We start from the raw sequence: 18,680 nt of genomic DNA, 5'->3' as shown, positions 1-18,680 counted from the left end.
GCGCCCGAAGCTGACCCTCCCCGGATCGTCCGGCGGACCCCGCAGGGGGAGGGTCGGCCGGCCCCAGGGGTCCCCACCACCGCCACGAGGCTTCGAGGTACCGCCATGTCCAAGACGGCGTACGTCCGCACCAAACCGCATCTGAACATCGGCACGATGGGCCATGTCGACCACGGCAAGACCACCCTGACCGCCGCCATCACCAAGGTCCTCGCCGAGCGCGGCGCCGGCACGTTCGTGCCGTTCGACCGCATCGACCGCGCCCCCGAGGAGGCGGCGCGCGGCATCACCATCAACATCGCGCACGTCGAGTACGAGACCGACACCCGGCACTACGCGCACGTCGACATGCCGGGCCACGCCGACTACGTCAAGAACATGGTCACCGGCGCCGCCCAGCTCGACGGGGCGATCCTCGTCGTCTCCGCGCTGGACGGGATCATGCCGCAGACCGCCGAACACGTCCTGCTCGCCCGGCAGGTGGGCGTCGACCACATCGTGGTCGCGCTCAACAAGGCCGACGCGGGGGACGAGGAGCTGACCGACCTGGTCGAGCTGGAGGTCCGGGACCTGCTCACCGCGCACGGCTACGGCGGCGACGCCGTGCCCGTCGTACGGGTCTCGGGGCTGAAGGCGCTGGAGGGGGACCCGCGCTGGACGGCGTCCGTCGAGGCGCTGCTCGACGCCGTGGACACGTACGTGCCCATGCCCGAGCGGTACCTGGACGCGCCGTTCCTGCTGCCGGTGGAGAACGTGCTGACCATTACCGGCCGGGGCACGGTCGTCACCGGCGCCGTCGAGCGCGGCACCGTCCGCGTCGGCGACCGGGTCGAGGTGCTCGGGGCGTCGGTCGACACGGTCGTCACCGGACTGGAGACCTTCGGCAAGCCGATGGAGGAGGCGCAGGCCGGGGACAATGTGGCGCTGCTGCTGCGCGGGGTCGCCCGGGACACGGTGCGCCGGGGGCACGTGGTCGCCGCGCCCGGCAGCGTCGTGCCCGCGCGGCGTTTCTCGGCGCAGGTGTACGTGCTGTCGGCGCGCGAGGGCGGGCGGACGACACCGGTCGCGACGGGATACCGGCCGCAGTTCTACATCCGGACCGCGGACGTGGTCGGGAACGTGGACCTCGGCGAGGTGGCCGTCGCCCGGCCCGGTGACACCGTCACGATGACGGTCGAGCTGGGGCGGGACGTGCCGCTGGAGACGGGACTCGGGTTCGCCGTCCGGGAGGGCGGCCGGACCGTGGGAGCGGGGACCGTGACGGCCGTCGGCTGAAGGCGGGGCCGGGGCCCGACCGGGGCCCCGGCCGCGCCGTGGTCCTCGTCCCCGGGCACAACGTGGTCCTCGTGCCCGGGCACAATGAGCGGGTGAACGAAGCCGTACCCGTCAGCCGCGTCACCGACCACGGCACCGCCAAGCTCATGCCGGACGTCGACCGGCGGCGGGCATGGCTGCTCACCGTCGACGGGGCGCCGCAGTCCTACGTGGACCTGGACGAGCCGACGCACCTGGAGTTCGAGTACACGCGCCGGCTCGGCCACGTCCTGGACACCGTCGCCGAACCGGGGCGGGCGCTGGACGTGGTGCACCTGGGCGGGGGAGCCCTCACCCTGCCCCGGTACCTGGCGGCGACCCGCCCCGGATCACGGCAGGACGTCGTGGAGGCCGACCGGGGGCTGCTGGACCTGGTCGCCGAGCACCTGCCGCTGCCGGACGGCGCCGGCGTCACCGCGCACGCCGCCGATGCCCGCGCCTGGCTGGAGGCGGCCCCGGCGGACTGTGCCGACGTCCTGGTCGCCGATGTCTTCGGGGGCTCCCGGGTGCCCGCGCACCTGACCTCCGTCGACTACGCCCGCGAGGCCGCACGGGTCCTGCGGGCCGACGGGGTGTACGTGGCCAACCTGGCCGACGGGGCGCCGTTCGCCTTCCTGCGGGGGCAACTGGCGGGCTTCGCCACGCTCTTCGAGGAGCTGGCGCTGATCGCCGAACCGGGCGTGCTGCGCGGGCGCCGGTTCGGCAACGCGGTCCTCGTCGCCGCGCACCGGCCGCTCGACACGGCGGCGCTGGCCCGGCGCACCGCCGCCGACGCCTTCCCGGCGAGGGTGGAGCACGGGCCCGCCCTGCGGGAGTGGACCGGCAACGCGCGGCCGGTGCGGGACGCGGACGCCGCGCCGTCGCCCGAGCCTCCCGCCGGGGCGTTCGGCATCGGCTGAGCGGCGCGCGCGGCGCCGCCCCGCCGGGTGCCTACTGGTCGGTCGGCGGTGCCTCGGTGAGGCGGACGGTGCTCAGGATCTTCTGGATCGTCGCCTCCGGGACCTCCTCGTCGACGCCCTTGGCGCCGTACAGGTTCCAGGTGACGTAGTCGCCCGCGCCGTTCTGGAACGCGAAGGTGATCGCCTTGCCCTCGGTGTCGCACTTCCCCTTCTGGGGCGTGCCCTGCGAGTAGGCCGTGATGACGCTGCCCTTGATGCCGGACGTCGTGGTGTAGGGCTTGGGCTTGCCGTACTTCACGCTCTTCTTGTCGGGCTGGGTGTAACCGCCGAAGATCCACCACGGCACGCGGGTCTCGGCCGCCATGTCCGTGTTCGTGGCGCCGCTCTCCCCGCGGGTGCCGGTGGTGGCGAGGGCGGTGGACTCCTTGCGGCCGTCCTTGTTCTCGTCGGTCGTGCACCACTCGGACTTCAGGTAGGCCGGGGCGGTGACGGTGGTGCGGTCGGTCTTGCCCTTCTCCTCCCACTCGAAGCCGACGCTGGTGTCGGTGGAGTCGATCTCCCAGTCGGCCGGCACGTCGAACATGGTGCCGAAGCGGGGGTTGGCGACGACCTTCCAGCCGTCGATGGTCGCCTTCACGTCGTCGCCGCCGCGCGGGTTGTCGTCGCCGGACGCGCTCGGCTCGGTGGACGGCTCCCCGGACTTGCTCGCGGACGCGCTCGCGGTCGGCTTCTTGTCCTTGCCGTCGTCGGCCTGGTCGTCCTTGTCACCGCCCAGCACGAGGAACCCGGTGACACCGGCGGCCACCACCACGGCGAGGGCCGCGACGATCGCGACCAGCTTGGTCCGGTTGCCGCCACCGCCACCGCCACCGCCCGTAGCCGGCTGCGGGGCGCCGGCGGGCTGCGGGGCACCCCACGGCTGCTGCCCGTACGGGCCGGGCTGCTGCTGGTAGCCGGGCTGCTGATACGGATTCGGCTGCTGGTACCCCGGCTGCTGGTACGGATTGTTCTGCGGGTTCTGCTCGCCCCCGGGCGGCTGCTGTCCTGGCCACATGAGCAGTCACCCTAATGCCGCCCAGGACACGATTCGGTCACCGGCCTTTGTCAGGGACGTACCGAAACCGGCGACGGGCGTGCCCGCCGTGGCCGTGGAGGCGGTACGGCGAAAGGGGCGGCCAGGCCTGGCCCTCGGATGCTACTCGTGGGTAACCTGCCGTCATGAGCGCAGATCAGATGTCGATCGGCGAGTTGCTCGCCGCCACGGTGCCGATGGTCCGGACCCTGAACCTCGAGTACCTGGAGACCACGCCGGAGAAGGCCGTGCTGGCCCTCCCGGACCAGAGCGAGTACCGCAACCACGTCGGCGGACCGCACGCCGGAGCCATGTTCACGCTGGGCGAGTCCGCCAGCGGCGCGATCGTGCTGGCGGCCTTCGGTGACCAGCTCTCCCGGGCGGTGCCGCTGCCGGTCACCGCCGAGATCGCCTTCAAGAAGATCGCTCTCGGTCCGGTCACCGCCACCGCGACGCTCGGCCGGCCCGCCGCCGAGGTGGTCGCCGAGCTGGACGCGGGCAGCCGCCCCGAGTTCCCGGTGAGCGTCGCCATCCAGCGCGAGGACGGCGCCGTGACGGGTGAGATGACCGTCATATGGACCCTGCGTCCCAACGGCTGACGTCCGTCGAACCGGCAGGCTTCCCGGGCCGCCTCGTTCGAGGGCGACCCGGGAAGCGGCGCGAGGCCCACCCGGAACGCATCAGGGACGCGCCCGGCTGGGCGGGGGGTCCCCCCGGCACTTCGGCGAGCGGGCCGTGCCCGGGCAGGGCCCGGCGGCCGGACCGGAACCTGCACCGGCCGCCGACCGAACGTCACGGCCCCTCGCCGGCCGCCTCACGCTCCCGCCGCGGCCTCGTGGACCTCGTGGTGCGCCTTCGCCAGCTCCGCGTACATCGTCCCGTTCAGGGTGACGCCCTGGCGCTCCTCCTCGGTCAGCTCCCGCCTCACCTTGGCCGGCACCCCCGCCACCAGCGAGCCCGGCGGCACCCGCATCCCCTGCGGGACCAGTGCCTGGGCCGCGACCAGGGAACCGGCGCCGATCACCGCGCCGTTGAGGACCGTGGCGCCCATGCCGATCAGGCAGTCGTCCTCGACGGTCGCGCCGTGCACCACGGCGTTGTGCCCGATGGAGACCCGCTCGCCGACGCTGACGGGGAAGCCCGGGTCCGCGTGGAGCGTGCAGTTGTCCTGGACGTTGCTGCTCGCGCCGACCGAGATCCGCTCGACGTCACCGCGCAGCACCGCGCCGTACCAGACGCTCGCTCCCGCGTGCAGCGTCACGTTCCCGACGACGGAGGCGGTCGGCGCCACGAAGGCCCCCGCGTCCACCGTGGGCTCCTTGCCGCCGATGCCCGTGATCAGCGCCTTCTGCGTCATCTTCGCCTCCTGCTCGGGTGATGTACGGCACCGTACGCCACCCGGTGGGGTGAAGATCACAGGCCCGGGGCGTCATGGCCGCACCCCGCGCGCACTACCGTGAGCGCGTGCCCCACCGCAAGAACACGTTCTCGTCCTGGCGGAGCCGGCTCGCGCAGCGGGCCGTCCACGCGGGCTGGGCCTGGGCGCAGCGCACCGGCTCCGTCACCGCCGCGTACCCGGGGCGCTTCCGCTTCGGCGCGCTGGGCACGGGCACCCGGCTGGCCTTCCCGCTCGGGACCGTCTTCGGCGAGCCCTGGATCCACGTCGGCGCTCACTGCATCATCGGCGAGCAGGTCACCCTGACCGCCGGACTCATGCCCGACCTGGACCTCGGCCCCGAGCCGATCCTGCGCATCGGCGACGGCGTCGTCCTCGGCCGCGGCAGCCACGTCATCGCGGACACCGCGGTCTCCATCGGCAGCGACTGCTACTTCGGCCCGTACGTCTACGTCACCTCCACCAACCACTCCTACGACGACCCGCACCAGCCCATCGGCAAGCAGTGGCCCCGCATGGACCCGGTGGAGATCGGCTCCGGCTGCTGGATCGGCACCGGCGCGGTGATCCTGCCCGGCGCCCGGGTCGGGCGGAACGTCGTCGTCGCCGCCGGTGCCGTGGTCCGGGGCGCCGTCCCCGACCACTCCGTGGTGGCGGGCGCACCCGCCCGCGTCGTACGGCGCTGGACCCCCGACGAGGGCTGGCAGCCGCCGCTGCGCACCCCGGCACCGGTGCCGATCCCCGACGGGGTGACGCCGGGACAGCTGCGGGCCCTGTCACGGCTGGACGACGAGGCGGTGGCCCGGCTCGCCGAGCTGGACGGCCGAACGGGCGACGGGGCGCCGGACAGGCTGGCGGAGCCCGCCGCCGAGAGCTGAGCGTCCGGACGCCGCCCTCCGTCGCCGTCGGCGGCCCGCAGTACAGTTCGGTGGACGGTCGGGTGCAGTCGACGGTGGTGCGACGGGCTGTGGCGCGTCATCCTGAGCAACGAACGACGCGGATGGACGGAACGTGGCGGACCTCGACCTGCTGACCCAGTCCCTGGCACGCAACGTCAAGCGCTGGCGCGCCGAGCGCGGCTTCACGCTGGACGCCCTCGCGGCCCGGGCCGGTGTCAGCCGCGGCATGCTCATCCAGATCGAGCAGGCCCGCACCAATCCCAGCCTCGGCACGGTGGTGAAGATCGGCGACGCCCTCGGCGTCAGCATCACCACCCTGCTCGACTGGGAGCAGGGCCCCACGGTCCGCGTCGTCCCCGCCGAGCAGTCGGTGCGGCTGTGGCACACCGACGCCGGCAGTTTCAGCCGGCTGCTCGCCGGTGTGGAGGCGCCGGGACCGCTCGAGATGTGGGAGTGGCGGCTGATGCCGGGGGAGAACAGCCCGTCCGACCCGCACCCCACCGGCACCGTCGAGATGGTGCACGTCACGGCCGGGGAGCTGACGCTGACGGTCGACGGGGTGGCCCATCGCGTCCCGGCGGGTGCCAGCGCCTCCTTCGAGTCCGACACCCCGCACACGTACGGCAACGAGGGCGACGCACCCATGGAGATGATCATGGCCGTCTCGGTGCCGCCCGTCCGTTGAGACGGCCGTTCACCACGCCGTCCGGCGTTGTTAGCGTGCCGCCATGCACGCACCCCTCGGAGACTTCGACAGCGCCACGCCCGCCCCGGAATGCGTCGACCGGCTGACCCGTCCGGTCGCCGACGCCGTACGCCACTGGCGCGGCGGCGTCCCCGCCGACCAGATCGTGTACGTCGACACCGACCCGGAGTGGGCCGACACCGCCACCTTCGTCGAGCACTACGGCCGGGAGCTGCTCGAACGGTCCGCCAACTGCGTGGTGGTCACCGGCAAGCGGGGCGGGGAGACGACGCTCGCCGCCTGCGTGGTCCTGTCCACCACCCGGGTCGACGTCAACGGCGTCGTACGCCGTCACCTCGGGGCGCGCAAGGCCTCGTTCGCCGCCATGGACACGGCGACCGGCGAGACCGGCATGGAGTACGGCGGCATCACCCCGGTCGGCCTGCCCGCCGGCTGGCCCGTGCTGGTCGACTCGGCCGTCGTCGACCTGCCGTACGTCCTCGTCGGCAGCGGACGCAGGCGCGGCAAACTGCTGGTCCCGGGCAAGGCCTTCGCGGAACTGCCGGGCGCCGTGGTCCTGGACGGGCTGGGCGTCGCCTGACCGCCGGCGCGGGTGGCCCTGAGCCATCGGAACCGGTGCTGCGGGCGGCCCTCGACCGGTGGTGAGCGCGGGTTCTCGACCGGTGGTACGGGTACCGAGGTACTGCTCGGCGAAGGCCGCCGCCGCGACCGGTGAGGTGAACAGGCGGCGCAGCCGGGCCCGCGCGGCGCCCGCCCGGTACGGGTCGCCCGACGCCGTGCCGTGGTACACCTCCGCCGGCGGCGGGCCCGGCCCGCGGGAACGGTGCCGACGGCCTCGTCCCGGCCGCCGAGGGGGCGGCCGGAAGGGGGGACGGGCGGCAGGACGCCGGCGGTCAGCCGAGCCGGGGGATCTCGATCGCCGGGCAGCGGTCCATCACCATCTCCAGACCCGCCGCCCGGGTCCGCTCGTACGCGGCCTCGTCGATCACGCCGAGCTGGAACCACACGGCGGCGGCGCCCTTGGCGACCGCCTCGTCGGCGACCGGCCCGGCCAGCTCGCTGTTGACGAAGACGTCGACGACGTCCACGTCGAAGGGGATGTCCGCCAGCGAGGCGTAACCCCGCTCGCCGTGCACCGTCTCGGCCTTGGGGTGCACGGGCACGACCCGCTTGCCGAATCGCTTCAGCACCTCGGCGACGCCGTACGCCGCGCGCTGCCGGTTCGACGACAGGCCCACCACGGCCCAGGTGTCGCCCAGCTCGGTGAGAATCTTCCGGACGGTTGCCTCGTCGCCGTACACCAGCGGCCTCCCAGCTCTCCGCGCGACGCGCGTGCCGCGTCCCGTGCCGGGGACAACGGACGACGGCGCGCCGGGATTCCCCGCACGGTGGTGCGGGCCCGGGAGAGCCGGGCGCGTGTTCCCGGTGCGCCACGCCACCGGCCCGCCTACGCTCACCCTCGTGCTGCGCATCATCGACGCCCGGACCGGAGAGCCCGCCCCCGCCGCCCCCGCCCGGCGGGGCCCGACCCGTGTCGAGGCGCACGCGCCGGGCCACGACACGACCGGGCTGCGCGTGCTGCTCGTCGCCGACCTGCTCATCCGCGCCCTGGAGCTCGACGGCACGCCCGCGTGGGCGCTGCTGACCGGGGCGGAGGACCGGACCCGGCTGCGCGCGCAGGCGGCGGTCCTCGGCATCCGGCCCTTCGAGGACGCCGCCGTCGGCTCCGGACCGGGCGCGGGACAGGCGGTGCGCGTGGTGCGCGAGGGCGGCGCCGCCGCGGACGGGACGACGGTCGCCGTCGCCCCCGCGGACCCGGCCGCACCGGACCTCGCCGACCCCGACGCCCTGCGCCTGGCCCTGCTCACGCGGCACCACCACGCGCGCGTGCGGCTCGACCCGGCCGCGCTGGGCGACGCCCGGGACACGCTCGCACGCTGGCGCCGGGCGGTCGCCCGCTGGGCGCGGCAGCCGTCCCGCCCCGTCCCCGGCGACGTGCGCGACGGGCTGCGGGCCGCCTGGGAGGCCGACCTGGACGCCCCCGGGGTGCTGGGCGTCCTGCACGGCGTGGAGACCGACCCGGGCCTCCCGGACGGCGCCCGGTTCGAGACCTACGCCTACGCCGACCGCTTCCTCGGCCTCCACCTCGCCCGGGACGTCGGAGCCCCGGACTGAGCCCGCGCCGACCGCGCCGAGGGGTGCGCGGCGGTAGCGCATAGGCTGGCCGGATGCAGGACGAGTACCGCACGGTCGCCCGCGCGGGTGTGCACGAGACCGAGATCAACCGCTCCCGCTTCCTGTGCGCCCTCGCCCCGGCGGCCACCGAGCAGGAGGCCCAGGAGTTCATCGCGGCCGTACGCAAGGAGCACGCGGACGCCACCCACAACTGCTGGGCGTACGTCATCGGCGCCGACGCCGCCGTCCAGAAGGCCAGCGACGACGGCGAGCCCGGCGGCACCGCCGGCGTCCCGATGCTCCAGATGCTGCTGCGCCGCGACATGCGGTACGTCGTCGCCGTGGTCACCCGCTACTACGGCGGCGTCAAGCTCGGCGCGGGCGGACTCATCCGCGCCTACGGCGGCGCGGTCGGCGAGGCCCTGGACGACCTCGGCACCCTCACCCGCCGCCGGTTCCGCCTGGCCACGGTGACCGTGGACCACCAGCGGGCCGGCAAGCTGCAGAACGACCTGCGCACGGCGGGGCACGCGGTGCGCGACGTGCGGTACGCCGAGGCCGTCACCCTGGAGATCGGCCTCCCGGAGGCCGACGTGGACGCCTTCCGGTCCTGGCTCGCGGACGCCACCGCCGGGTCGGCCGGGTTCGAACTCGGCGGCGAGGCGTACGGGGACGCCTGACCCGGCGGGCGGCCGCGGGCGTCAGGTCGGCGACGGCTCCGGGACGACGGTCTCCTCGCCGATGCGGGTGCCCGACTCGTAGATGGTCACGACGCCGTCGTGGATCTCGTACCGGTACACGCCGTTGCGGGCCTCGAAACCGGTGCTCGTCCTCTCGGCCTCCATGGCGATGCCGGGTTCACGTCCGTCGCTGAACTCGCCGTAGTAGTACAGGGTCCCGGACGCGGTGCGGCACAGGGTGATCTGCTTGTTCGACGTACGGAACGCCTTGACCAGTTCCGCGTCCCCGCCGCCGGGAAGCTCCGCCGCGATCCGGGCCGGGCAGGTGGCGGACGTACGGGTGACGTCCGGGCCGGACGAGTCGTCGCCCTGGTCGAAGAGGCCCTCGCAGCCGCGGCTCAGCAGGCCGAGCACGAACAGGATCGCGACGAACGCGAGGCAGCCGCTCCCGCACCCGCCCTGCTTCGCGGGCCGGGGCGGGGTGGCGCGCGGCCTGGGGCCCGGGGCGCGGACCGGTGCCGGGCGGGGCGGTGCGGCGGCCGGTGTGCGCGCGGGGGGCGGGTGCGGGCGATAGCCCGTGCCGGAGGACGGGAAGAACACCCCTTCCTCGCTCCGCGGCCGGGCGGTGCCCGACGGGGACCCGGGCCGAGGACGCGACGAGGCGGACGCCGTACGGGGCGCGGTGCGGCCGGTCGGGGCGGTCGGCGCCGATCGTCCGGGCGAGGGCTTCTTGGGCGGTGTCCTGCCGGGTGCCGCCTTCTTCCCGGGCGGCTCCTTCGCGGACGGCGACGGCTTCCGCGCGGTCTTCTTCGCCGTCGACCGCCAGCCGGTGCCGCACACGATGCAGGACAGGTCCGTGCGCGCGTTGTTCGTGTCGCACTTGGCGCACCGCCAGTCCGCGGGCGGGCGGCCCCCGCCCCCCGGGCGTTTGGCGGCGGGCCGGGCGGCGCCCCCGCCGGAGCCCGCCGCCTTCGCGGCCGGTTTCGGCGTCGGCTTCGCGGCGCCCTTCCCGGCGGTCCCGGCGGCCGGCGGCGTCTTGGCAGGCGCCGCTTCGCGCCGGGTGCCGCCGCAGGCCGCGCAGAACGCGTCCGCGGGGCCGTTGTACGTGTCGCAGTCCGCGCAACGCCAGTTGGCCGATCCCGCCACCCGCCGCGCCCTCCCTCTCCACTCGTCCCGTCCGGCCGGTTCCGGACCGTCAGCCGGCGTCTCCGGCGACGCGGGTCAGCACGGTCCGGAACAGTTCCTCCGTGGCCGGCCCCGCGGGTGCGGTGACCCACTCCGGCGCGTCCTGCGGCACCCGCTCCAGCGGATCCTCCTCGGGGCCCTCCTCGGGGAGGTCGGGCACGCCGAAGCGGCGGCGCAGCAGGTCGGTGTACTCCTCCGCCTCGCGCACCCGGTCCGGTGCCACGTCCACCCGGACCACGACGAGCCCGGGGGTCGGACCCTCCCCGACGGCGAACTGGAAGATCCACTGGCACCAGCCGTCCGAGCCCCGCGGGACCAGCCTGACGTGGGCGCAGCGGCGCACGTGCGTAGCGAAGTCGCAGAACCGGCCCCAGCGGAGGTACAGCCGCCCCGTGACCCCGTCGCACTCCAGCCGGAAGTCCGGCCAGTCGAGCCTCACAGGCTGTTCGCGATCGTCTCGATGATCTCGTCCATCTCGAACTCCTCCAGGCCCTCACCCGCCTTGGAGGCGAAGTGCAGGGTGAGGTCCCACTCCTCGGCGATCGGATCGGACCAGGGGGCCTGCTCGGGGGCGAACAGCACCAGCCGCTTCGCGGACTGCTCCATGACCGCCGTCTGGCTGCGGGCGTATCCCCACTGCTCGAACAGGTCGTCCAGGCTGCGCGGGATCTCAGCCGGATACGACGGTACGGAGGCGTGCGTGCCCAGCGGGTGGGCCGGGGCGTCGGTGAACATCACGATGACGTGGCGGCGGCGGTCCAGCCCCGTCTCCCACGGCGCGTTGATGGCCAGCGCGAGCGCCTCCAGACCGGACTCGGGAATGTCGCCGCCCCCGGAGGCGTCGATGGAGCGGACGAACTCCTCGAAGTCGCGGGCCTGTTCGGGCAGCCGCAGGAAGCCGGTCTGCTGGATGGCGTCCGAGGCGTCCTCGCCGAAGTCCCGGAAGGCGATCACCTTCAGCCGCAACTGGCTGATCGCCTTGCCCTTCTTGCCCATCACGTCGTTCAGCCGGTCGTGGAACTGCAGGGCGCTCGACTTCACGTTGTCGAGGACGGGGAACATGCTGCCCGTCGCGTCGACGCACAGCACGATGTCGACGGCGTACTGCAGATTCCCCTGGTACTGCTCGACGTTGCTCATACGGAGTTCTCCTGGTCGTTCGGGCGGTTCGGTCGCCGGGCGGTCAGCGGTCACGAGGGTCGGAGCGGGGGCGCCGGTGACCGAGGTTGATGCGGACGCGGGAGGGGCGTGCCGCGGGTGCTTCGGCCGACGGGGGCGGGGCCGGGGCCGGTGACGGCTCCGGGGTGGTGGGCGGCGCGGTGGACCCTTCCTCGGCCGGCGCCGGCCGGGACGCGCCCGCCGGGCCCGGGGTGCGCGGACGGGGCGTCAGGTTGGCCTTGATACGGCTGGTGCGCGGCCCGGGCCCGGCGGGCTTCACGGCACCCGGCTCGGGTCCCGTACCGGGGACCGCCGGCTTCCTCGGCCCGCTGGTGCCCGGGCGCCGCGGCTGGAGGGCGCACACCTTCGGGTCGGCGAGCGCCTTCAGGAACGCCGCCATCCGGGGGCGGGCGCCCGGGGCTCGGGCCGTCATGGCGCGCAGCAGCCCCAGCATCGCGTCCGACAACCGGGCGTCCAGGTCCAGGTGCTCACCCGCGTTGACGGCGTCGGCGGGGGAGCCGTACCGCCCGTCGTGGTGCGGCAGTTCACCCGTGAGGTACAGGTGGGTCATCAGGCCGAGGGCGAAGACGTCCGCCGCGCAGGTCAGGTGCTCCGGTCCCACCGACTCCTCGCGCCGCATGTAGCGGCGCCACTCCGGCGCCCCGTACACCGAGTCGCCCGCGATGTCGTCCGGCTCCGGCGGGCTTCCGGAGACGTAGGAGTCGTCGAAGTCGATCAGCTTCGCCGTGTGGAAGGCGGCGCCGTCCCGCTTCTGCACCAGCACGTTGAGCGGCTTGAGGTCGCCGTGCACGACGTCGATGTCGTGCAGTTGCTTGAGGCTCATGCCGAGCGTCTTGAGCAGCACCATCTTCTGCCGGGGCTCCAGCGTCTGCGGCTTCTCCAGGCTGGAGGTGTCGATCCGCTCGGTGACCTTGTAGTAGGTGCTGCCCTCGTGGAAGAAGTCGGTGGCCAGCACCAGGTTGCCGCCGCCGCGCGCGTCCGGGCGCAGCCGCTTCATGATCGTGCGGTGCCGGTCCTCGAACTCGCGGGCCACCTGCCGGCGGATCCGCACGCTCGGCGAGTCGGCCGCGTCGTCCCGGGGCCGCTTGGGCTCCAGGAACCGCTTGACGAAGTACTGGTGGCCGTCCTTCTCGGCGAACGCCCATATGCACTTGCCGCCGTTGGCGTTCGTGGGCTCGCTGGTGATGCGGTAGCCCCCGATGACATCGCCCTGCTTCATGCGCGCTCCTCGGGTGCCGGGGGCAGGTGGGTCTCGTAGCCGGGGCGGTAGGTGTGCCAGGTGCTGTCCTGCCAGGCACGGACCCTCGCCGGCAGCTCGGCGGGGTCCTCGGGCGCGGCCGGTCCGGTCCCGGTCCCTCCCGACGCGCCGGACGGGCCGTCCAGGCCCTGCGGCCGGCCGCGTACATACCGGTCGGTGACCTCCTCCAGGCGGTGCGCGAACCGTGCCCGCAGGTCCTCGAAGCCGTGGTAGCCGAGCGCCACGACGGCGAGCGAGGCGTCGTCCGCGGTGTAGCCCTGCACCTCCCGGCGTACCCGGTCGGCCCACTCGTCACCGGTGTGCGCCTCGCGCATGGTGCGCAGCAGCAGCGACTCGAAGTCCGCCGGGGTGTGCACGTAACCGAAGAACCCGTCGGTCGCGGCCACCAGAACACAGGGCAGCGGATAGGTCAGCCGGCGGCTGTCCACCGTGAACTCCCGGTCCGCGCAGACCAGGTTGGTCATCGGCGGATCGGTCCGCAGCAGTTCCAGGGCGTCGGCCTCCCGGGTGTGGTCGCGGGTGAGGACCTGCAGTCCGGCCGCGGGAGTGAGCACGTACGCGCGCGAGTCGCCCGCCCACAGCGGCCGCAGTTCCAGTTCCGGTACGTCACGGGCGCGCGTCAGGCGGTAGTGCAGCGCCGCGAGGGTCGTGGGCAGCAGACGGCGCATGGTGCCGCTGATCTTGCTGCGGCGCTGGGGAGCGTGGTCCAGGAAGTACTGGAGGTACTCGCACAGCCGCTCCGGCGCGGTCGTCTCGGTGTCCTCGGCCACGGCGCGGAACCAGACGTCCGTGGCCAGCCGCGCCACCCGGGAGCCGACCCAGGCGCCGGTGCGGGAGTCCCCGTCGGGGGCCTGCCACGCCGGTGCCGCCCCGGAGCCGCCGGATCCGTCGAAGACCGCCAGCAGCCCTTGGTGGCTGGACCGGTGGTGGGCGATGAACGGCTCCGCGTCCTCGCCGCGGCCCGGTACCCGCTCGGTCCACACGGACATGGCCAGCAGCCCTGTCCGGTCGTCGTCCTCGCACCAGATCCGCTGGGGCACCTGCCGGGTTCCCGGCCCGCCCTCCGGCCCGGGCCCGGGGGGCTCCGGCGGCGCGGCACGTCCGGGGTCCGCGGACGCCGGGGCGAGGGGCCCGGGGGAGGGGACCGCCCGCAGCGGCGGCTGGGGCGCCGGGTACCTGGAGGGCGCGCCCGTCGGGACCGGGCGCTCGGGGTCGGTCATCGTGGCTCTCCCTTGTGCGTGCCGCTGTCCGTGCCGGTGCCGGACCCGCCGGGGCGGGGGCGCTTGGCGGTCCCACGGACGCGGCTGCGCCGGGGGGCGGGGGCGTCGCCGCGGCCGGGATCCGCACGGCCACGGTCGACACCGCCGGGGTCCGGGCGGCCCGGGTCCGGGCGGCCGCCGTCCGCACGGCCGCCGTACCCAGGGCCGCCGTCCCCGGGGCCGCCGTCCCCATGGACACCGTCGGTGCGGCCGGCTCCGGTGCGGTCCTCGGCGCCGCCGTCTCCACGACGGTCCCGCGACCGGTCCCACGGCCTGTCCCGCGGGTCCCACGACCTGTCCCGCGAGCGGTCGTCCGACGGTCCGCCGAACGCGTCCGGCAGCGGCTCGTCCTCCGGCGGCGCGGCCCCGCGGGCGGCACTCCCGGGCGGCCGGCCGGCCGTGCCGGTCAGGCGGGTGCGAGCGGTCCCCGTGCCCCTGCCCTCGGGGCGGGAGCCACCGCGGTCGTAAGGATCCTCGGGGCGGTAGCCACCGCGGTCGTGGTCGCTGTCGTAGCGGTCGCGGACCACCTCGCCCCTGAGCGGCCCGTGCTCCCGGTCGCGCCCGGCCGGGTCCTCGCCGGCGCTCTCGCCGGGGCCGGGCTCCAGGGCACGGGCGAGACTGCCCCGCAGCCGCCCGCGCCGGGTCGCGGTCTCGAACAGGCCGTCGCCGTCCCGCAGGACCTCGTCGAGGACGGCACGTTCCAGTTCCGCCTGCTCGAACGGCTCGCGGCCGGCGTCGCCGCGTTCCAGGACCATGCGCATGACCTCGCGCCGGACCTCCCGCTTCTCCGCCTCGCCCTTCTCGATCCAGGCGAGGGCGGCGCGCGCCCCCTCCTTCTCCATGATCTCGGCGATCAGGCCGTCGACACCCTCCTCACGGATCATGTCCAGATGCCGCCGGCGACGCATGCCGTCCAGCCGGGTCTCGCGCACGACGTCGCGGTACTCCCGTCCGGCGGTCGCGATCTCGTCCTCGTCGACGAGGAGTTCGATCTGGATGTTGCGCAGCCGCACCGCGTCGTCGCCGCCGAATCCGGCCAGGGAGGCGTTCAGCGCCATCTCCGCCTCGTGGAACTCGGCGATGTCGTAGTCCCGGGCCACCGTGCGCAGCGCCTTGCGCAGATAGCCGTACAGGGCGCCGCTCATGTCGCGGATGCCGCGCGCGACCACCTCGGCCGGGCCGGCGACCCGGCACACGAGGTCCACCCGGCTGCGGAAGGAGAACGTGGGGTCCCGGCTGAGCAGCGGGATGTCCAGGACGAGCCGGTGCTCGGTCATGTCGACCGTGAACACGGTGCTGTACGTCCCGAACCGCGACGAGGGGATCTCCTCCCCGCTGCGGATCGTCAGCGACGGGCCGCTGTCCCGGACGAGGACCAGGGCCCGGCCGGGAGCCGGCGGCCGCAGCGGGTTGATCAGCCGCCACTTGGGCAGGTCCTCGCAGCCCAGGATCGGATCGTAGGTCTGCTCCTCCATGTCTCCCCCTCTCTGTGCGGTGCTGTGGTGGGTCTGTCGGTGCGCGTGCGGCGGTTCACCGGGAGCGGTCGAGCGTGCGCAGCAGGCGGGCGGCGTTGGCCGACGGGTTCTCGCGGGCACCGGCCCACTTCTCCAGCCACCACGTCAGCCGCTCCCGGTGCCGTCCGGGCCGGCGGGCGACGGAGGCCAGGAGTCCGCCGATGGCGTCCAGGGCGCCGGGGCAGGCGTCGGCGTAGTCGTCGATCCAGTCGCGCAGGGCGTCCAACGCGGCGTCCTGCACCGGCTTGCGGGCCAGGGCGCGCGCCCACAGCTCCGCGAGCCGCTCGCGGTGCCGGGGCAGTTCGGTCAGCAGGACGGGGACGCCGGGCACCCGGGTGCGGTCGGCGTCGGGCCCGGCCGCGTCGAGGACCGGTTCCTCGTAGGGCAGCGACACCGCGAACACGAACGCGGACAGTGACTTGACGACCATGGGCGACAGGTCCTGCGGCTCCGACCACTCCAGATAGGCGTCCAGCAGGGCCCCCGTCTGCCCCTGGTGGACGAGATGGACCCCGCCCCACGCCACCGAGGGCAGGGTGCCCCAGTCGTCCTCCCGGTCCAGCGCGTCGCGCAGTACGACCACGGCCCGCTCGGGCGCCGTGCGGCCCAGCAACCCGCCCACGGCGTTGGCCGCCGTGCCGGCCAGGCGCCGCTGGTAGGCGGAGGCGTCACCCCGCGCCCAGCGGTGCAGCAGCTCCCACACCGCCTCGGCGGTCTCCGGCCGGCTGCCCGCCACGCCCAGCGCGGTGGCGGCGGCCTGGCGCAGCGGCCAGGACTTGCTGCCCGCCCAGGTGGTCAGGAAGCGGTGCACGGCGTAGTGCGGGTCGGCGAGGGCCAGGACGCCGGCCGCGACGGCGGCCCGGGCGCGCACCTCCAGATCGGTGTGGTCCAGCAGTCGGCGCAGCCACTGGAGGACGGCGTCGCGGCGCCCGTCGAGCGCGTTCCAGGCGTAGGCGAGGATGGTCTGGGCCAGCAGCGCGTTGCGGAAGCGGACCCGTGGGGGACCGGCCGCGAGCCGGCTCTCCTCGGGCAGGTCGAGTCGGATCCACTGCTGTTCGTGTCCGAGCCGGTCGGCGAACCGCAGATCGGGCGGGGCGGTCTCGGGCTCGGTCAGGGCCGCGCGCAGGTGCACGGCGGCGTCCGCGACCGTGAGGTAACCGCACTCCTCCAGGACGGCCGCGGCCAGCGCGAAGGCGACCGCCTCCGGTGCGCGGTAGCGGTGGAACCAGGCGCGCACCTGCTCACTGGGGTCGCGCAGCCGGGCCACCGCCGCGCTCACGTCGCCGTCCGCGCGGATCACGGAGGCCAGCCGGGCGGCGTTGCGTGCCGCGGGCTGCTCGCGCAGGGCCGTCACCGCGCCGGTGCGCTCCAGCAGGGCGTGCAGTTCGGCGCGGGCGTCCGGGGCGCCGCCGTGACCGAGGACCCGCCGTTCGACGAGCGCCAGGGGGTCGACGGGAGCGACGGGGTGCCGGGCCACCTGGTCGCCGCCGGGGCCGGCCGCCAGCACCTCCAGGTCGTGTCCGCCGGTGAGCACCAGGAGGCAGCCGGCGGAGCGCAGCGCGGCGACCACCGCCGCCCACTGACCCGCGCCGCCCGAGGTGCCGAAGGCGGCGGTGAAGTCGCGCAGTCCGTCCGGCCCGTCGTCGAGGACCGCGAGGTAGCCCGCGTCCTTCACCGGTGGTTCCCAGCCCGCCCGCAGCACGGCCGACGGCGTCAGCAGCCGCTGGCAGCCTCCCGCACCGCCGTCCTCCATGACGTGGGCCTCGGCGAGGAGGTTCACGGCGGTCGCCTCGCGTCCGCTGCCGGGCGGGCCGGTCAGCACCAGCACCCGCCGCTCGCGCAGCGCGTCCACGGCCTCCTCGTATCCCTCGGGTGGCAGGAAGAGGTCGGTGTGGTCGGTGAGTTCGGCCGGGTCCAGGGGCGACGCCGGTGCTCCGGCCGGTCCGCTCGCGCCGGTTCGGGTGCCCGCGGTGTGGAAGCCGCCGCCGAAGCTGACGCTGTCGTTGAACAGCGCGAGGGTGCCGATGCGGGTGCCGGAGGCGTCGGCGTTCAGTCTCCGGGCGATCTCGTCGGCGATGGCCCCGGCGCGCAGCGCCTCGTGGCGTCCGGCGTCGTCGCGTCCGCTGCCGTCGACGAGGGAGCGCAGCGCGTCCTGCTCGCTGACCGGCCCGTCGTGCTGCTCGGCGTCGACGCGCGGTTCGGCGCCGGCCGCCTCGTCGCCCTTCCGGCCGCCCTCCGGCGACTCCTTCTCGTCGTCCGGCTCGCGCCGGGCGTCCGGCACGCGCCGGGGAGCCTCTCCGCGTCCGGGCGTGTCCCGGCCGCCCGGGACCTCCCGGGCCGTCTCCCCGGCGGAGGTGTCCTCACTCATGGTGCTCTTCGGCCTTCACGTCGATGGCGGGATGCGGGCACGTACCGGCGGGCACGCGGGAACCCGGGCGGGAACGGGGCGGCCGTACGGCACAGGAGCCGACGCCGGCCCCGCGAGACCGAGCCGGTCCTAGGACGTGGTCCAGTCCCCTTGCACCTCGACCTTGCCGTTGAACACCTGGGCGTTCTTGATCAGCGCCGCGCTGATCTGCGCCCCGTCGCGGCCCTGCGCGGCGACGGCCTCGTCGACCAGCCGCCGGATCTCGGTCTCGAACCCCGAGTCGAGCAGCATGTGAGCGGCGAGCCGCCGTTCCAGCCGCTGCTGGGCGTCCTCGTCGTCGGGCGTCCGCGCCACCTGGTCCAGGGCACTCTCGGCGTCCGCGTCGCCGCGGAACCGTGCCCGGATCCGCTCGACGAGCCGTGCGCCGCCGCTCCAGCCCGAGCGGCCGGCCTCCTGGCCCGCCGACTCCAGCGCTCCCTTGGCCACGAGTGCCACACCTGCCGCCGCGACGGCCGTCACCGGATCCATCTTCGTCCCCCGTGCTTCAGCTGAAACAGAGAGCCAATCTAGGAGGGGAGGCGGACGCTGCGCAGTGCTTCTTTTCGCAATGACTGAAATTCGCTCAACCTGTGCAAGTCCCGGCTGGTCACACGTCCGGTCGTGATCCAGATCCGCGTCGCGATACGCGCGAAAAGGGTCTAACGGCGCAAAGCGGGCGGCGGAACGGCTGATTACGGGAGTAACCACCCGGGCTGTCGGACCCTGCCGTTAGTCTC

At 74.6% G+C, this 18,680-nt stretch carries 19 protein-coding genes and 1 pseudogene; 8 read left to right on the top strand and 12 right to left on the bottom strand.

What is annotated here, in order from left to right; all coding sequences use genetic code 11:
- Window positions 1-105 precede the first annotated feature (105 nt).
- Window positions 106-1,275: an elongation factor Tu gene (gene tuf, locus ACFIF2_RS11375; protein ID WP_395572442.1), complete on the top strand. Its 1,170-nt coding sequence runs from the start codon at window positions 106-108 to the stop codon at window positions 1,273-1,275.
- 92 nt (window positions 1,276-1,367) lie between these two features.
- Window positions 1,368-2,213 carry a spermidine synthase gene (locus tag ACFIF2_RS11370; protein WP_395572441.1) on the top strand — a complete coding sequence of 282 codons (846 nt, stop codon included), beginning with the start codon at window positions 1,368-1,370 and terminating at the stop codon, window positions 2,211-2,213.
- A gap of 31 nt (window positions 2,214-2,244) precedes the next feature.
- On the opposite strand, the gene ACFIF2_RS11365 is transcribed toward ACFIF2_RS11370, so the two are convergent.
- Window positions 2,245-3,267, bottom strand: a complete 1,023-nt coding sequence (locus ACFIF2_RS11365) for a hypothetical protein (protein ID WP_395572440.1) — start codon at window positions 3,265-3,267, stop codon at window positions 2,245-2,247.
- A 179-nt stretch (window positions 3,268-3,446) separates the two neighbouring features.
- Here ACFIF2_RS11365 and ACFIF2_RS11360 point away from each other — a divergent pair, with 179 nt between their 5' ends.
- Window positions 3,447-3,884 (top strand): DUF4442 domain-containing protein, encoded by a 438-nt coding sequence (locus ACFIF2_RS11360; protein WP_052838967.1) that lies wholly within the window; start codon window positions 3,447-3,449, stop codon window positions 3,882-3,884.
- Between the two features lie 215 nt (window positions 3,885-4,099).
- Here ACFIF2_RS11360 and ACFIF2_RS11355 read toward each other — a convergent pair whose 3' ends face one another.
- The gene (locus tag ACFIF2_RS11355; RefSeq protein ID WP_395572439.1) at window positions 4,100-4,642 is read right to left on the bottom strand and encodes a gamma carbonic anhydrase family protein; all 543 of its coding nucleotides are present in this window, start codon (window positions 4,640-4,642) and stop codon (window positions 4,100-4,102) included.
- 107 nt (window positions 4,643-4,749) lie between these two features.
- Here ACFIF2_RS11355 and ACFIF2_RS11350 point away from each other — a divergent pair, with 107 nt between their 5' ends.
- From ACFIF2_RS11350 to ACFIF2_RS11340, 3 genes are all read left to right on the top strand, one after another.
- A complete protein-coding gene (locus ACFIF2_RS11350) occupies window positions 4,750-5,559 on the top strand; it encodes an acyltransferase (protein WP_395572438.1) in 810 nt (269 codons plus the stop codon).
- 133 nt (window positions 5,560-5,692) lie between these two features.
- Entirely contained in the window at window positions 5,693-6,265 is a 573-nt protein-coding gene (locus ACFIF2_RS11345) for a helix-turn-helix domain-containing protein (RefSeq protein WP_395572437.1), read from the top strand.
- A 43-nt stretch (window positions 6,266-6,308) separates the two neighbouring features.
- Window positions 6,309-6,866: a YbaK/EbsC family protein gene (locus ACFIF2_RS11340; RefSeq protein WP_395572436.1), complete on the top strand. Its 558-nt coding sequence runs from the start codon at window positions 6,309-6,311 to the stop codon at window positions 6,864-6,866.
- 90 nt (window positions 6,867-6,956) lie between these two features.
- Here the strand turns inward: ACFIF2_RS11340 and ACFIF2_RS11335 are convergent.
- Window positions 6,957-7,082, bottom strand: a pseudogene (locus tag ACFIF2_RS11335) (4-hydroxybenzoate 3-monooxygenase); the annotation flags it as partial.
- A 97-nt stretch (window positions 7,083-7,179) separates the two neighbouring features.
- Window positions 7,180-7,587, bottom strand: coding sequence for a CoA-binding protein (locus tag ACFIF2_RS11330; protein ID WP_395572435.1), 408 nt, complete (start codon window positions 7,585-7,587; stop codon window positions 7,180-7,182).
- Window positions 7,588-7,747: 160 nt separating this feature from the next.
- Here ACFIF2_RS11330 and ACFIF2_RS11325 point away from each other — a divergent pair, with 160 nt between their 5' ends.
- The gene (locus ACFIF2_RS11325; RefSeq protein WP_395572434.1) at window positions 7,748-8,461 is read left to right on the top strand and encodes a hypothetical protein; all 714 of its coding nucleotides are present in this window, start codon (window positions 7,748-7,750) and stop codon (window positions 8,459-8,461) included.
- Window positions 8,462-8,514: 53 nt separating this feature from the next.
- On the top strand, window positions 8,515-9,141 hold the full coding sequence (locus tag ACFIF2_RS11320) for a YigZ family protein (RefSeq protein ID WP_395572433.1): 627 nt from the start codon (window positions 8,515-8,517) through the stop codon (window positions 9,139-9,141).
- A gap of 21 nt (window positions 9,142-9,162) precedes the next feature.
- Here the strand turns inward: ACFIF2_RS11320 and ACFIF2_RS11315 are convergent, their stop codons facing one another.
- From ACFIF2_RS11315 to ACFIF2_RS11280, 8 genes are all read right to left on the bottom strand, one after another.
- Window positions 9,163-10,287 (bottom strand): hypothetical protein, encoded by a 1,125-nt coding sequence (locus tag ACFIF2_RS11315; RefSeq protein ID WP_395572432.1) that lies wholly within the window; start codon window positions 10,285-10,287, stop codon window positions 9,163-9,165.
- A 49-nt stretch (window positions 10,288-10,336) separates the two neighbouring features.
- Complete coding sequence (locus ACFIF2_RS11310; RefSeq protein ID WP_395572431.1) at window positions 10,337-10,765, bottom strand: hypothetical protein; 429 nt, start codon at window positions 10,763-10,765, stop codon at window positions 10,337-10,339.
- Entirely contained in the window at window positions 10,762-11,466 is a 705-nt protein-coding gene (locus tag ACFIF2_RS11305; protein ID WP_395572430.1) for a vWA domain-containing protein, read from the bottom strand. The genes ACFIF2_RS11310 and ACFIF2_RS11305 overlap by 4 nt, the downstream gene beginning before the upstream one ends.
- Before the next feature lie 43 nt (window positions 11,467-11,509).
- Window positions 11,510-12,724 (bottom strand): lipopolysaccharide kinase InaA family protein, encoded by a 1,215-nt coding sequence (locus ACFIF2_RS11300; protein WP_395572429.1) that lies wholly within the window; start codon window positions 12,722-12,724, stop codon window positions 11,510-11,512.
- Window positions 12,721-13,983, bottom strand: a complete 1,263-nt coding sequence (locus ACFIF2_RS11295) for a serine/threonine protein phosphatase (RefSeq protein ID WP_395572428.1) — start codon at window positions 13,981-13,983, stop codon at window positions 12,721-12,723. The genes ACFIF2_RS11300 and ACFIF2_RS11295 overlap by 4 nt, the downstream gene beginning before the upstream one ends.
- Entirely contained in the window at window positions 13,980-15,497 is a 1,518-nt protein-coding gene (locus ACFIF2_RS11290; RefSeq protein WP_395572427.1) for a hypothetical protein, read from the bottom strand. The genes ACFIF2_RS11295 and ACFIF2_RS11290 overlap by 4 nt, the downstream gene beginning before the upstream one ends.
- 55 nt (window positions 15,498-15,552) lie before the next feature.
- Entirely contained in the window at window positions 15,553-17,904 is a 2,352-nt protein-coding gene (locus ACFIF2_RS11285) for a hypothetical protein (protein ID WP_395572426.1), read from the bottom strand.
- A gap of 129 nt (window positions 17,905-18,033) precedes the next feature.
- Window positions 18,034-18,432 (bottom strand): hypothetical protein, encoded by a 399-nt coding sequence (locus ACFIF2_RS11280; RefSeq protein ID WP_395572425.1) that lies wholly within the window; start codon window positions 18,430-18,432, stop codon window positions 18,034-18,036.
- Window positions 18,433-18,680 lie beyond the last annotated feature (248 nt).

The sequence above is a fragment of the Streptomyces sp. BK79 genome, from assembly GCF_044142145.1.
In the GTDB taxonomy this organism is placed as follows: domain Bacteria; phylum Actinomycetota; class Actinomycetes; order Streptomycetales; family Streptomycetaceae; genus Streptomyces.
The sequence above is the reverse complement of the archived record's forward strand: the minus strand, read 5'-3'. Positions and strand labels throughout refer to the sequence as shown.